Origin of the sequence: Cryobacterium sp. TMT1-2-2, from assembly GCF_004403505.1 — a bacterium.
In the GTDB taxonomy this organism is placed as follows: Bacteria; Actinomycetota; Actinomycetes; order Actinomycetales; family Microbacteriaceae; genus Cryobacterium; species Cryobacterium flavum.
Map to the genome: position 1 here is coordinate 1 of NZ_SOGS01000027.1, position 12681 is coordinate 12681.

The 12681-nt window shown below is 61.0% G+C and carries 14 protein-coding genes and 1 pseudogene; 7 read left to right on the top strand and 8 right to left on the bottom strand.

Annotated elements, in window-relative coordinates:
• Window positions 1–507, top strand: a 507-nt coding sequence (locus tag E3T35_RS17885) for an ATP-binding protein (protein ID WP_134380466.1), incomplete at its 5' end; no start/stop codon positions are given.
• A 218-nt stretch (window positions 508–725) separates the two neighbouring features.
• Here E3T35_RS17885 and E3T35_RS17890 read toward each other — a convergent pair.
• The 7 genes and pseudogenes from E3T35_RS17890 to E3T35_RS17920 form a co-directional block, all read right to left on the bottom strand.
• Window positions 726–1376 (bottom strand): recombinase family protein, encoded by a 651-nt coding sequence (locus E3T35_RS17890; protein ID WP_134380469.1) that lies wholly within the window; start codon window positions 1374–1376, stop codon window positions 726–728.
• Between the two features lie 171 nt (window positions 1377–1547).
• Window positions 1548–2162: a PDDEXK nuclease domain-containing protein gene (locus E3T35_RS20325; protein ID WP_370449355.1), complete on the bottom strand. Its 615-nt coding sequence runs from the start codon at window positions 2160–2162 to the stop codon at window positions 1548–1550.
• Window positions 2139–2582, bottom strand: a pseudogene (locus tag E3T35_RS20330) (DUF1016 N-terminal domain-containing protein); the annotation flags it as partial. The gene E3T35_RS20325 and the pseudogene E3T35_RS20330, both read right to left, overlap by 24 nt.
• A gap of 270 nt (window positions 2583–2852) precedes the next feature.
• Window positions 2853–3443 carry a recombinase family protein gene (locus E3T35_RS17905; protein ID WP_134380472.1) on the bottom strand — a complete coding sequence of 197 codons (591 nt, stop codon included), beginning with the start codon at window positions 3441–3443 and terminating at the stop codon, window positions 2853–2855.
• A gap of 589 nt (window positions 3444–4032) precedes the next feature.
• Window positions 4033–4728 carry a GntR family transcriptional regulator gene (locus E3T35_RS17910; protein WP_134344982.1) on the bottom strand — a complete coding sequence of 232 codons (696 nt, stop codon included), beginning with the start codon at window positions 4726–4728 and terminating at the stop codon, window positions 4033–4035.
• Window positions 4729–4761: 33 nt separating this feature from the next.
• A complete protein-coding gene (locus E3T35_RS17915) occupies window positions 4762–5454 on the bottom strand; it encodes an N-acetylmannosamine-6-phosphate 2-epimerase (protein ID WP_134345026.1) in 693 nt (230 codons plus the stop codon).
• Between the two features lie 2 nt (window positions 5455–5456).
• Entirely contained in the window at window positions 5457–6386 is a 930-nt protein-coding gene (locus E3T35_RS17920; protein ID WP_134380475.1) for an N-acetylglucosamine kinase, read from the bottom strand.
• A gap of 150 nt (window positions 6387–6536) precedes the next feature.
• On the opposite strand from E3T35_RS17920, the gene E3T35_RS17925 reads away from it, so the two are divergent.
• The 5 genes from E3T35_RS17925 to E3T35_RS17940 are packed head-to-tail and all read left to right on the top strand — an operon-like array spanning window position 6537 to window position 10842.
• Entirely contained in the window at window positions 6537–7868 is a 1332-nt protein-coding gene (locus E3T35_RS17925; RefSeq protein ID WP_134380478.1) for an ABC transporter substrate-binding protein, read from the top strand.
• Window positions 7869–7928: 60 nt separating this feature from the next.
• The gene (locus tag E3T35_RS17930) at window positions 7929–8759 is read left to right on the top strand and encodes a carbohydrate ABC transporter permease (protein WP_166790006.1); all 831 of its coding nucleotides are present in this window, start codon (window positions 7929–7931) and stop codon (window positions 8757–8759) included.
• Window positions 8759–9628: a carbohydrate ABC transporter permease gene (locus E3T35_RS17935; protein ID WP_134344978.1), complete on the top strand. Its 870-nt coding sequence runs from the start codon at window positions 8759–8761 to the stop codon at window positions 9626–9628. The genes E3T35_RS17930 and E3T35_RS17935 overlap by 1 nt, the downstream gene beginning before the upstream one ends.
• A gap of 21 nt (window positions 9629–9649) precedes the next feature.
• Window positions 9650–9820, top strand: coding sequence for a hypothetical protein (locus E3T35_RS19420; protein WP_166790007.1), 171 nt, complete (start codon window positions 9650–9652; stop codon window positions 9818–9820).
• A gap of 23 nt (window positions 9821–9843) precedes the next feature.
• Window positions 9844–10842: a Gfo/Idh/MocA family protein gene (locus tag E3T35_RS17940; protein WP_134380481.1), complete on the top strand. Its 999-nt coding sequence runs from the start codon at window positions 9844–9846 to the stop codon at window positions 10840–10842.
• Window positions 10843–11088: 246 nt separating this feature from the next.
• Here E3T35_RS17940 and E3T35_RS17945 read toward each other — a convergent pair whose 3' ends face one another.
• On the bottom strand, window positions 11089–11649 hold the full coding sequence (locus E3T35_RS17945; protein WP_134380484.1) for a recombinase family protein: 561 nt from the start codon (window positions 11647–11649) through the stop codon (window positions 11089–11091).
• A gap of 196 nt (window positions 11650–11845) precedes the next feature.
• On the opposite strand from E3T35_RS17945, the gene E3T35_RS17950 reads away from it, so the two are divergent.
• The gene (locus E3T35_RS17950; protein WP_134344975.1) at window positions 11846–12589 is read left to right on the top strand and encodes a DUF5677 domain-containing protein; all 744 of its coding nucleotides are present in this window, start codon (window positions 11846–11848) and stop codon (window positions 12587–12589) included.
• Window positions 12590–12681 lie beyond the last annotated feature (92 nt).

Here is a 12681-nt window from a genome sequence, read left to right on the forward strand (position 1 = left end):
ATGCGACGCTATGCCGCCCATGACTGGCGCTCCGATGCAACGAACCTGCTGATCATTTCGCCCACCGGAGGCGGGAAAACCTATCTCGCCTGCGCCCTGGCTATCGGCGCCTGCGAGAGTGAGCATTCGGTGCTCTACTACCGGATGGACGACCTCGCCCGAAAGCTCGTCATTGCTCGCGGCGACGCCATCGCCCACCAGAAACTGTTGAACGAGCTGTCGAACGTCGACCTGCTCATCATCGATGACTTCCTCACAGTCGGCATCGACAGCGACGCTGGCAACGATTTGTTCGCGATCCTCGCCAACAGGGAGCACCGGCTCCCGACGATGATCGCCTCGCAGACCGGACCCGCGCACTGGGTCGCCGAGCTGCCCGACCGAGTCGCAGCGGACTCGATCGTGAACCGCCTGGCCAACAACGCCCGCATCATCAAACTCGGCCAGATCGACATGCGCCAGCAGCGCAACGACCAAGCCCGCGCCCAGAAAGGCTACTGGGAATAACACCACGGCGGCCCGGGCACCAAGCCCGGGCCGCTACCACCTCGTCAGAACTTTGTTACCAACTACCTGGACTGGCGCTACCATCAAGCGCTACTCGCCAGTACTGTCGGCGGAGCCGCGATCGCGCTTCATAACTTCGAACGTGATCTGACGGTAGGAACAGTCAGGAAACTATGGGGCGCTGGGGTCGAATTCTCGATTGACACCCGGCCGAGAGCCTAGAGCTGACCTGATATTTGGACCGCAGCGCGCACCTTAGCTTTGCCCAGTAGCTTCGCACCATCAGGTCGAAGCTCCCCCGTCGGGGAGACATGGCGGTACAGCGTTTGCCGGCTGATCCCGAGTTCCTTGCTGAGTTCGCCGACCTTCGTTTCTTTTTGACCCATCGCGGCCATCGCCAAGCGAATCTTTGCCGGCGTCATCTTGAACGGACGCCCACCGGTCCTTCCCCGTGCTCGCGCGGCGGCGAGCCCAGCAACGGTGCGCTCAGAAATGAGTGCTCGCTCAAATTCGGCCAATGCGGCGAAGATCCCAAAGACGAGCTTGCCGGATGCGGTGGTGGTGTCGATCGCCGAACCCTCGCCGGTGAGCACTCTAAGGCCGATGCCTCGGTCGGTGAGGTCATGAACTGTGTTGACCAAATGGCGTAGATCACGACCCAGCCGGTCAAGTTTCCATACAAGAAGAGTGTCACCGTTGCGAAGTGCTTTCACGCATGCCAGCAACTGAGGACGGTCGTCCTTCTTGCCGGAGGCGTGGTCTTCGTACAGGTGGTCCGGGTCGACGCCGGATGCAACAAGGGAATCGCGTTGCAGGTCGGTGCTCTGGGAGCCGTCAGTTTTGGAAACGCGCATGTATCCGACGAGCATGCTCAACCCCTGTCATTTATGCGTTCGATTACGTGACACCACGATCAGATCTTCGTAAGAACTCAAAGTTGTCACTTATCCAGTCATCTATTCTGCGTGTCCCAAAGGTCACTAATTGAGCTTGCGTGATGGAAACCGAGAGGGGTCCACATCAAGCCTGTTTACTGATGGTTACGCCGACTCTGGGGCGTGGTCGTCGAACTCAAGGGCGACCGCGCGCGTGAGAGCGTCCTCGGCGGGGAGCGCAGCCTGCTCGGCAGGCGAGAGATCGTAACGAGAGACGGCGATCGGCTGGCTGGTGCCAGCGAGTGCGTACCGCACAACGGACTCGTTCTTGTCGGCAACCAGCAGCATCCCGACCGTGGGCTGGTGCTGTGACCCCCGCAGCCGGTCCTCGACGAGGGCGACATAGAAACCGAGCTGACCGGCGTCGCGCGGCTCGAATTTCGTGGTCTTCAACTCGATAACCACATACCGAAGTTGATCGACGTGAAAGAACAGCAAATCCACGAAGAAGTCATCGCCGTCGACATCGAAGTGGACCTGGCGGCCAACAAACGCAAACCCAGGGCCGAGCTCACGGAGCGTGTCAATGATGCGCTCGCCGAGCCGGTCCTCCAACTGTCGCTCGGCAGCGTCCCCGTCGATGGCGAGGAACTCGAGCGTAAACGGATCCTTCGTGATCTGCTGAGCGAGCTCCGAGTCGGCGCGTTCGAGAGCGTGCGGAAAGTTGGAAGGGGCTGCCCCCTCACGAAGGTGAAGGAGGGACTTGATCTGGCGTGCCAGGACGGGTCGGCTCCAGCCCTGCGCGACGTCCTTAGCGCTATACCAATTGCGCAGCTCGGCGTCGTTGAGCTTCTCGATCAGCTCGATGACGTGGCCCCAGGGCAATTGGCCAACGGATCGTTGACCGATTGCGTCCTGATCGGGCCACGCCTCGGCGAACCTCCGCATGTACTTGAGGTTGGCCGGCGAAAACCCTTTCGCGGTGGGGAACTCTGCACGCAAATCCACGGACAGCTGAGAGAGGACCTTGCTACCCTACGGAGCTGTCTTCTGTCGCTCGATGATCATCGCTCCGATCTGCCAGTAGAGCCGGAGCAGTTCAGTGTTCACTCGGCGCTGGGCGATGTAGCGCGCCTCATGCACGAGCCGCTTAATGCTCTCGAGTGTGGTGGCGTAGTCCGTGGGAACGAGAGAGCTCATTCTTCAACGCTAATGGAGGCCAGCTGGCCTGCTAGTTAGCTTCTCGGAATCCTTCGTTATCGAGCAAGCGCCGCGGTGCGTCGCGTTCCCGTGTCGGCGCGCGGGCGAGGGTCAAGCGCCACGATACCGCCGACCCGGTAGAGCTGGTGCCAACGTTGCAACGTCCGCGCACTGACCCAGTGTCGCGGGCGACAGCCGCAAGCGGTACCTGGTCCTCGACGTGAAGTCCAGGAACCCGCCACCGCTCGTCGCCGTCCACGGTTGGCTACATCACTGGCCCTCGCGGGCGGCGAGGGCATGTTGGTGGCGATAGAGGGTCGCGCGGCTCCATCCGACGAGGTGGGCGGCATCGGCGGCAGTGCGTCCGCCCTTCCGTGCGGCGTTGACGATCCCGAGCTTGTCGGCGATCACTGTCGGGTCCACGGCTGGGCGGCCGAAGCGGGTGCCGGCAGTGCGTGCGGCGGCGATGCCCGCATTGACGCGTTCGACGATGAGTTCGCGCTCATACTCCGCCAGTGTCGCGAGCATATTCAGCATCAGCCGACCGTTCGTCGTGGCGGGGTCGATCCCATCCGAGATCGAGCGGACGAGCACACCACGCTCCCGCAGCAGGTTCACCGTGTTGAGGACATCGATGAGCGACCGGCCGAGCCGGTCCACCCGCCACACGACAATAATGTCGCCGGGTTCGGCGTAACCGAGGAGCTTCTTCATCCCTGGACGCTCAATGGCCGTCTTGCTCCCCGAGGTGATATCCGCAAACACGTCGCGCTTCTGCACCCCGGCGGCAACCAGAGCATCGAGCTGCAACTGCGCATCTTGACTCGCCGTACTCACTCGCGTGTAACCCAGCACCCTCATAAACTCATTCTGCCTCAAAAAATCCCTTCGAGGATAGTGAGACACCACGAATGGCGAGACGACTTTCCGAGACAAAATCGGAGCCCGCGATTCCGCGCCTTTCTGCACTTTTCCCACGACTCGATTTGGGTAGGTCTCGTGTCTTGTAAACCTTTAGTTTTCTAAGACACCAAGTGGTCTCCGTTACGGACCCACACAGAACCGGCGACGCCGGCAGACCTCCCGAACTCCAACCCTCCTTCTCCCTGCCAAGTCTCAACCCGGCGACGATACGACGGACGACGCAACCACAATCACCGGCGGCGTCATCGGAAATAGGGACACAGAGCGATCACAGAACGCCGCCAAAGAGCGCCGAAGTCCACAGTCCAAGCCGACGCAAATGATTTCGACCTACTTTTATCCGTGCTTCCCCTCGGCGCCTGGACAGTCGACACCTGCGCCCACACAGCTGGAGCGGCCAAAGATACTGCCGCGAGGACGCAGTCATCGACAAACTAACCGATCAGGTCGCTTGCTCGCCATTCGGATCCGGTTCGCGGCTAGACGTACGTCCACGAGATGCGGGCGCAGCGGAAGAGTTGGGCACTCAGCGTTGCACAGTAAAGCTGTAATCGTATCGGTCCCCGCGATAGATGCTCACCGCGTACTCAACGAGACGCCCCTTCCCGTCCACTCCTTGGCGGCTCACGACGAGGGCTGGCGCGCGATGCGGAACGCCCAGGAGGTCCGCGTCGGCGCCGGAGATAAGCGCACTCGACACCCGTTGAGTGGCGTTCTCCACCCGTACACGGAATTGCTCTGCCATCAATTTATACAACGAGCTGCTTAGGTCAAACTGAAGCAGATGGGGGAACAAGTGTGCGGGAAGGTAGATCGTCTCTCGGCACATAGGAACACCGTCCGCGAGCCGAAGGCGCTCGATCGCGAAGACTGCGGACTTCGGTGCGAGCTCGAGCTTTAGCGCGACTTCGTTGGTCGCGATCATCTCTGTGGCACTCAGAACTCGCGACGACGGCTCCATGTCGCGGCCGCGCATATCCTCGGAGAATGACGTCAGCTTGAGTCCCTTCGAAATTCGACCGCCGGAGACGAATGTGCCCATTCCTCGAATGGAGTAGATCAGACCGTCTTCGGCCAGACCTCGCAACGCCTGCCGCACAGTCGTTCGGCTCACGTCAAATCGTTCCGCGAGCTCGCGTTCCTGCGGAAGTGCGTCGTCTCTGTGCATGGCGGATATTTCGGCCAGCAGTTGCTCGCGGATGAGAAGATGTTTGGGCGCCATCGTCGAACTCCTGGGGTGGTAGTGCGGGGCTGGTTACTGTGCTGAACGCGGGGTCACGGCGACCATGCGGCGGGTGATCATCATCGGGTTGGTGACGGCACTGCCAACCACTACAGAGTAGGCCCCCACAGCGTAGGCCGCGGCGACATTTTCACGCGTCCAGTATCGCCCCTCTGCGATGACCGGGCGGTCGAGCCGGGCAACAAGGGACGCCACTAGGTCGACGTCGGGGACGTCGGGTATGGGGCCGGCGGCCGTGTATCCAGAAAGGGTGGTACCGATCACGTCAGCTCCCGCGTCCTCCGCGTAGAGGCCGGAGTCGACGCTGTCCGTGTCTGCCATCACAGGGAGTCCGAGGTCGTCATGAATTCGCGTGATGATCTCGGCGAGGGTCTGACCGCCCGGGCGCGGTCGCGGGGTACCGTCGAGCGCGATGACGTCCGCGCCTGCCGCCGCCATCTCGGTCGCCGTTTCGAAGGTCGGTGTGATGAAGACGCCGCCGGCCGCCGAACGACTGGTCTTGCGGATACCGATAATCGGCAGCGCGGTAGTGGCGCGGATAGCGGCGATATCGATCGCTCCCTCTGCGCGGAATCCGACAGCCCCGCCCGTCGCAGCGGCAATCGCCATGAGTGTCATGGATTCGGGGCCCATCACTGGGTTGCCGGCAGAGGTTTGGCAGGAAACGACGAGACCGTTCTTGATGGACAGGAGCGAAGGGTGCATGGTCACTTTTCGTTACGGTACGCGCGGGTGACCTCGCCGTACAGTGGATGGGTTGCGGGAAGGTTGATGAGAGCGCGGGCGCCGTCAAGCGGTGTCCCCACCGGGGCGACGAGGCTGGCAGCGACGGGGAGTGACGCGAGTTCCGTGCGGATGAGGCGTCGCACGTAATTGCTGCCTTGAATGAGGTTGCCTGACCAGGACACGACACGGCTGTCCTCCGCGAGGCCGACGGCTTCCAATGCTGCCTGGGCCGAGCGGGCGAGCTGGCGTGCGCCTTCCGTGAGTATCCCGTCAGCGAGCGAGTCCCCGTGTTCCGCGCAGGCGACGACATCGATGCAGAAGGCAGCGACCGCGGCGACGCGGTCGGGGTTCTCGTAGACGATGCTCGGCAGGGTGTCGATGGCGCCGAAACGTGCAATGGCCGCGGCAGTGAGACTTGTCGATAGTGCTCGACCGTCCTCCGCCTCCAATACTGCGGTGAGGCCTCGTGAGCCGATCCAAAATCCGCCCCCGGCGTCGCCGAAGAGGTGGCCCCAGCCGTCGACGCGTGCTGTGGTCGCCGCAGCGCATGCTGTTACGACGACTCCGGTTCCGACGGCTAGGACCGCGCCAGGTGCATTGCCCAGAGCTCCGAGATAACTTGTCGCCGAGTCGTGTCCGATGACCACGCGCGTGACGGATGTCGGCAAAGCTAACAACAGGGTATTGGCGCCGCCGTGGATCGCGGTGAGCCCGGTGATTCCCGCCGCGACTGTCCAATCATCATGGCTGCCAAAATTGCCGATCGATTCGGCGACAACTCGCGCGACCTGGAGGAGGACGTTATCGTGCGCGCGAACGCCGGGAAATTCGAGCGATACATCAGTTCGACCCGCCTTCGAGAGATAGACGCGGATGCCGCTTTGCCCGGCATCAACGATGGCCTGGCCCATAAACCGCCTCCAAAATCTGTAGTGAGAATCGTCCTGACTCCTGCTAGGCTACAGTATCAGGTCTAGACCTGCGTAACGTTGGTTTGAACCAAAAGCTAAATTGTCAAAAGTAAACAGTTCCCAAACGCGCCACTTCACCTTGGAGATCTCATGACATTTGCATTACGGGCGGTCAAGCCCGCCATCGCCGTTGGAGCGGTGACCGCCATCGCACTCATCCTCTCGGGATGTGCTCCGGTTGCAAGCGAGGGATCGGACACTACGACGCTCAAAATGGTGTTCGAACCCGGACCGGAGGCCGACGCGATGAGCGTCCTCGTCGACGCGTTTAACGCCGGGGCAGGTAAAGACGATGGCATCTCGGTCGAGATAACGCAGCTCAGCCGCACCGACACGTATGCCAAGGAGGCTGCGGTGATGTCCACAAAGTCGTCGGACTACGATCTGTACCGCACCGCCAGCTATCTCGTCGCACAGCATGCTCCCTATCTGGAGCCGATCGATATCGACGAGTCGCAGTACTTCACGACGGCCGTCGACTCGCTCAAAGTGGACGATAAGCTCTACGGCGTGCCGCTCGATGTCAGCAATCACTTCCTTTACTACCGTACCGACTTGATCGACACGATGCTGGCCGACGAAGCGGGGTTCGAAGCGATCAGCCTGGAGGCATTCGGGACCGCGCTCCAGCCAAAAAGCCCGGACGACTGGACCTGGGAAGACTACCTCGCATCGGCGGCGTACTTTACGAAGAAGTACAACGCCGACTCGCCCACCGAGTACGGCACGATTCTCCAGGCCAAGAACCTCGTCTACAACGCCATGGTCTGGGATGACGTGCTCTGGAGCTTCGGCGGAGGATGGCTCGACTCCGACGGCAAGCCCGACTTGAACAGCGATGCGGCTAAGAAGGCCGTGGCCGTGTACTCGGACGCTTACACGGCGGGTGTCGTCTCGGCCGACTCCTCACAGGCGGAGTACCCGGAGACGCAGGCGGCGCTCACATCGGGTAACGCGGCCTTCGCCATCCAATGGGGCGCGGCGTTCGCCGGACTGAACGATCCCGACCAGTCGCCGCTTACCGCGGGCAAGATCGGCGTGGCGCCGATCCCCGGCGACATCCACCAGACCCATGTACACACTCTGTCCGTGGGTATCAATAAGTACGGTGAGAACAAGGACGCTGCGAAAAAATTCATCGAGTACCTCGCCATGGCAGATACTATGACGACCTACGTAGGGGCAGGAGGCATCGCGGCGATGCCGACAGTGCTCGACGCCAACGCTGAGGTGAACCCGCTGTTCCCGTACCTGTCACGCGACATGACTGAAAATAGTTTCGCGGAGCCGAATGTGCCTCGCGCGTTCGACATCTACACGATGATCGCCGACAAGCTATCGGCCGCATGGGTGGGCGAAGCGGACATTGACGACTCCGTCGACGCGGCCGACGACGCGCTAGCCGACCTGATCAATAAGTAGCGAGCAATGTCCTCTCCTCGCTTCTCGACGGGGAACAAGGGGGCGCGTTGGATCCTCAGCGTGCCCCTTCTAGTGTTCCTGGCGATCCTCGTTGTCTACCCGATCATCACTGGTGTGCAAACGGCGCTCCTTGACCGCACACTGCTCAACCCCGAGCCGGGCTTCGTCGGACTCGACAACTTCGCCCGCGTGCTCGGCGACGGTGGGTTCTGGATCGCGCTGCGCTTTACCGTGATCTACACGGTCGTCGTCACCGCGATCGAGCTCGTGCTGGGCTTCCTCCTCGCGCTAGTCTTCGATCGCGCTTTCCCTGGCAAGAAATGGTTGCTGAGCGTCATCATCCTGCCAGTCATGATCGCTCCGGCTCTTATGGGCATCATGTTCCGTCTTATCCTCAACCAAGATATCGGGCTGGTGCCGGCGATCTTCAGCTCGCTCGGGCAGAGCGTTTCGCTTTTCAGCTCCGACTCGATCATTCCGGTCCTAGTGATCCTTGACTTGCTGCAGTGGACCCCGTTCACGTTCCTGCTCTTCTATTCCGCACTGCAGTCAGTGCCTGAGGAACTCTACGAGGCGGCTTCGCTTGACCGTGCTCGGTATGCGCGTGTCATCACATCGATCGTCATACCGTTGCTCATGCCCACGATCTTCATCGCAGGCTTCCTTCGTGCCATCGACGCCTTCCGAACTTTCGACACGGTATACGTGCTCACGGGCGGCGGACCCGGCAACTCCACAACTACTCTCAGCATCTACATCTACAAAATCCTCTCCGGCGGTGACTTTGGTACTGCCTCAGCCGCAGCGGCAATTGTCGCGATCGTAATGCTGCCTCTAGTGCCCATCGTCGTGCGCCGGTTGAACGGCGATGTAGTAGCGAAGAAGAAGTGATGAACGCGACACTGAGTTCCCCCCGACCGATCACACAGGACCGAGCGCGTCGCCGCACGAAAAGAGGCTGGTGGCGTACCGCGATTGTCGTGGTCGTTGGCCTGTTGATCAACCTGCCTCTCTTCAATGCCGTCATCACCTCGTTTAAGACCGACGGCGACATTGCAACCTCGCCATTCTCGTTCGAGCGCGGCTTTACCTTGGACCATTACGTCGCGATCTTTGGCGGCTCAGGCTACGACTTCACCAAATTCCTCATGAACTCGGCGTTCACGGCGCTTGGGACGGTCGTGCTTGTCATGGTCATCGCAGTCCCCGCGAGCTACGCAATCGTGCGACTCGGCTTCGGCGGAAGCGCATTACTGAACTTCATCACCTCTCTCCGGCTCGTGCCGGCGATGTTTTTCGCTATCCCGTTTTTCCTAATGCTCTCTGCATTTGGTCTCTACGACTCAATTCCAGCGCTTGTTCTGGCGAACACATTCCTGAACCTGCCGCTCGCGATGCTTATCATCTGCGGTGCCGTGCGAGAAGTGCCGATCGACGTCGAGGAGGCGGCGGTGATCGACGGGGCAAGCGCTTATCGCACGCTCGGATCCATCGTTCTTCCGCTTTTGGCCCCAGGACTCGTCGCAGTGGGAATCCTTGTCTTCCTATTCACGTGGTCCGACTACCTCTTTGCCGTCATCCTTTCGAGCTCCCAAGCCACGCCGGTCACTGTAGGAGCGGCGTTCTTTGTGACGAGTGCAGGGATTGCGTGGGGCAATGTCTCCGCTGTCGTGGTCGTGTCGCTCGTCATTCCACTCTCGTTCGCGATCTTCGCGCAGCGTTATCTAGTACGAGGTCTTTCGGCTGGCGCGGTTAAGTAACGGGCTCTGTTCGCATCAAGGATGAAGGTTCAGACCGTCCCGATCACCATCTCCGGGTTCCTCAGTTTCTACGGCACCAATTGGGCCCGCCTCACCGCGGCCGGTGTCATCGGAGCGCTGCCCATCGTCATCTTCGCCATCGTCGTCCGCAAGCACATGGCTCACGGGTTGTCGTTCGGCGGCGTCAAATAGATCAACCTAAGGAGATAACCATCATGGTCCGTGTAGGAGTCATCGGTCTCGGCGCTATTGGCCGCGAGCACCTCGACATTTACCGCAACATCCCCGGCGTCGAAGTGACCGCTGTGGCAGATTTTGTCCGCCATGTCGCTGACGACGTCGCGGCTGAGATCGGCTGCGCAGCGTTCAGCAGCGCAACTGAGTTGCTCGAGGCAGGCGTCGTCGACGCGGTCACGCTCAGCACCCCCGACCATTTGCATCACGACGACGCCGTGAAGATCATGCAGGCCGACGTCCACCTCCTGCTCGAGAAGCCGATCGCGACCAGCGTCGAGGAGTCCGACAATCTGGTGCGCGTCGCGGAGGAATCCAACGTCATCGCAATGCCGGGACACACGCTCCGGTTCGCCAACCAGTACATCACCGCTAAAAATCTGGTCTCCTCCGGTTCGATCGGTTCCGTCATCCACGGCAACGTCCGCCGCAACAACAAGGTCGGCGTCGCGCGCCGAGTCAACGGCCGCACATCCGTGACGTTCTTCCTCGGCATCCACGACATCGATGCTCTGACCTGGATCGTCGGCGAACGCGTCGTCGCGGTGCAGGCGTTTGAGTCCGAACAGCGCACTCCGGACGGCGGACAGGCCGTAGCAGTCACCGGAAACCTCCGCCTCGCCGGCGGCGGAGTAGTGGCACTCGAGGCTGCATGGGGGCTCCCCGAGGAATATCCCACCGACATCGACGCCCGGCTACGCTTGATCGGGAACAGCGGCGAAGTGCGCATCGACGTCCACGATTTCGGAATGAGCTCCTACAGCAGCCGCCTCACCTATCCGGTGCCCGCCGGCGGGTCGGTGTACGGAGCCCCGCAAGGCATGCTCTACGAAGAGCTGAACGCGTTCCTGCGCGCGGTGCGCGGAGAGATCGAGATTCCGGTCACGATGCGAGAAGCCGCGGATGCGGTGCGCGTCGCCACCACGATCGATAAGGCGATCATCTCCGGCAACACGGAGCAGGTCGTCTATGCCTCGTAATACCTAGGCTTGTGGGCGCGAGCGCGGATAGCCCACGCGCCCACAAACGTGACCGCGGCTGGGCAGCAGCTCAGAACTCCGGTACTTCGCCTTAGCGGACCCGGAGTTTTTCATTAGTCCTGCACTTTTCGGCGGTGCCCTGCGCGGCGTTGGCCCTGGCGCGTTTTCCGCGCCAGCAGACGAGGCACCGCGAACTCGCCCACTCCCCCAGCTGCAGGCATAGCATCTGCGTCAGGGGAGAGTCCTTCAGGCCTCGGCGCGGAGGTAGGCGTAAACGGTTTCTCGGCTGATCCCAAAGTGTCGAGCGAGCGCAGCTTTCGGCACTCCAGAGGCGGCCTTCTCGCGCAGCTCCGCGGCGCGGGCCGCGTCCAAGGATGGGGTGCGGCCGCGGTACACGCCACGCTTCTTAGCCAGGGCAATGCCCTCGCGCTGACGTTCACGGATCAAGGAACGCTCGAACTCAGCAAAGGCTCCCATGACGCTCAAGAGCAGGTTTGCCATCGCGTTGTCATCGCCAGTGAAGGTGAGCTGCTCTTTCACGAACTCAACCCGGACCTTATTCGCGGTGAGTCGGCGCACGATCACGCGAAGGTCATCCAAGTTGCGGGCCAGGCGGTCCATGGAATGCACGAGAACAGTATCGCCATCTCGGACGAACTTGATCATCTCCTCCAGCTCGGGCCGGTTCTGATCCTTTCCCGACGCCTTGTCCTCGAACACCCGGTCGACGTCGACGCCAGCAAGCTGGCGGACGGTGTTCTGATCGAGAGTGCTGACTCGCACATATCCAACTCGTTGACCCGTCATGAGGATCTCCTACCTGTTTTGTCAGGTTGAACTCTAAGACCTGGCGAGAAGGGCTGTCAACAAATAAGAATTGGACCCTATCCTGACGGCGCAAAATATATACGCTTGACGCCTAGTTGGGGTACACCACAACTAGGCACTGTCTGCTGGTGCGGAAGCCCCCGTGCGGTCGCGGTCTTGTTGTACCTTTTCAACCGTGAGCCTCGAACAGAAAATCCCACCAGTCGAAGATCTCCTTGCGTTCATCGAGGAGCAGGAAGCACGGCTGCTCAACCGTGCTTACGACATCAAAGGAACGGATGCAGGCGAGTTCCAGGTGATCTACGGTGTTTGCGCACAGGCGATCCGCTACTCGGCTGCCTTCGCCACGTTGCATAGGGCCGGCAGACCGCGCGAAGCTGTCGTCCTCGCGCGGCAGGCCATCGAGCACGCAGCAACAGCACAATGGGCGCGCTTCACAGAAGGCGGTCTGGAGAAGCTCGTCGCGACTCTCCAAGCCACTCACATCGACTTTTACAGCAAGATGTCGGCCTGGCTCAAGAACACGCAGCTCATTGACGCTGTGGAAGCAGAGACCGAACGGCTCGGCAGACTCGGCAAAGGGATGCCACCAGTGGCAGACAGGCTCAGAGCGATCGATCAGAGCCAGATGCTGGAAATGGTTTACAAGCAGCAGTCTCAGCTGGTCCACGTCACGAGCAGCTCGACGACGGGTTTCGTCAAGATAGACGGCGACGAGATGACGCTGGCGCCCGTGCCGGACGACCCGCACGGCGTGAACACGACATACGTGGCAGCAATGGCCGCCATGTTCGCCGCCTGGCTCATCGAAGACCTGATTGTGGGCAAGCCTGGGATGCTGAGGCTTGACAAGCAGTCCGACCAACTGTTGCTGCCGATCAACGTCGAGACGTCAATTCCTCGTGGAAACGATGGCTGATTGCCGGCAACGGTAATTCGCAGCCTGCCTACGTCCGGCTCATAGACGGCTCCATCGGGATCCTCCTTGGTGTCATCAGGCAGAAATTACTT

What these genes read in the sequence shown, in the direction of transcription:
- E3T35_RS17915 (WP_134345026.1), bottom strand. Translation starts at nt 5,454, where the DNA reads ATGCACCCTTCGCTCCTGTCCATCAAGAACGGTCTCGTCGTTTCCTGC.
- E3T35_RS17920 (WP_134380475.1), bottom strand. Translation starts at nt 6,386, where the DNA reads ATGGGCCAGGCCATCGTTGATGCCGGGCAAAGCGGCATCCGCGTCTAT.
- E3T35_RS17890 (WP_134380469.1), bottom strand. Translation starts at nt 1,376, where the DNA reads ATGCTCGTCGGATACATGCGCGTTTCCAAAACTGACGGCTCCCAGAGC.
- E3T35_RS17905 (WP_134380472.1), bottom strand. Translation starts at nt 3,443, where the DNA reads ATGAGGGTGCTGGGTTACACGCGAGTGAGTACGGCGAGTCAAGATGCG.
- E3T35_RS19420 (WP_166790007.1), top strand. Translation starts at nt 9,650, where the DNA reads ATGAAGGTTCAGACCGTCCCGATCACCATCTCCGGGTTCCTCAGTTTC.
- E3T35_RS17935 (WP_134344978.1), top strand. Translation starts at nt 8,759, where the DNA reads ATGAACGCGACACTGAGTTCCCCCCGACCGATCACACAGGACCGAGCG.
- E3T35_RS17910 (WP_134344982.1), bottom strand. Translation starts at nt 4,728, where the DNA reads ATGGCGCCCAAACATCTTCTCATCCGCGAGCAACTGCTGGCCGAAATA.
- E3T35_RS17940 (WP_134380481.1), top strand. Translation starts at nt 9,844, where the DNA reads ATGGTCCGTGTAGGAGTCATCGGTCTCGGCGCTATTGGCCGCGAGCAC.
- E3T35_RS17945 (WP_134380484.1), bottom strand. Translation starts at nt 11,649, where the DNA reads ATGACGGGTCAACGAGTTGGATATGTGCGAGTCAGCACTCTCGATCAG.
- E3T35_RS17925 (WP_134380478.1), top strand. Translation starts at nt 6,537, where the DNA reads ATGACATTTGCATTACGGGCGGTCAAGCCCGCCATCGCCGTTGGAGCG.